At 66.2% G+C, this 420-nt stretch carries 1 pseudogene; it reads right to left on the bottom strand.

The features are described 5' to 3' along the window. Nucleotides 1-420, bottom strand: a pseudogene (locus JF781_RS28235) (MFS transporter); the annotation flags it as partial.

Raw genomic sequence — 420 nt, 5'->3', positions numbered from 1 at the left:
GTAGCCAGGTTGCCGACGAGGATTCCGGCTCCGACGATGGTGTTGTAGAACCCGTAATGGGTGGCCACGAGCCGGCCTCCGGCCAGCGAGACGACGGTGTCCATCTCGAAGGGGAAGACCGCGGCCGAACCGACGGCCAGCAGTGCCGCCGACACCAGCAGGGCCCCCACCGCCGCGGGTGTCCCGAACCGATGGCCGTCGGGGACGACCGTCAGCGGCACAAACGAGGCCGCCAGGATGGCCACACCGATGGCCAGGCTACGTCCAGATCCCCAGCGTTTGGTGAACCAACGGGTGATGCGCAGCTGTCCGATCACCGCAACCAGGCCAGAGACAACGAAAAGAACTGCAACCAAAGCCTTTCCAGAGCGCGGCGTCAGCATCGACGCCTGCAGCGGCAGCGCCAGGTACACCTGGAAC

The organism is Mycobacterium sp. WUMAC-067 (assembly GCF_020217485.1).
Lineage (GTDB): Bacteria > Actinomycetota > Actinomycetes > Mycobacteriales > Mycobacteriaceae > Mycobacterium.
Note: the sequence above shows the minus strand (reverse complement) of the source record. Positions and strands in the feature narration are given on the sequence as shown.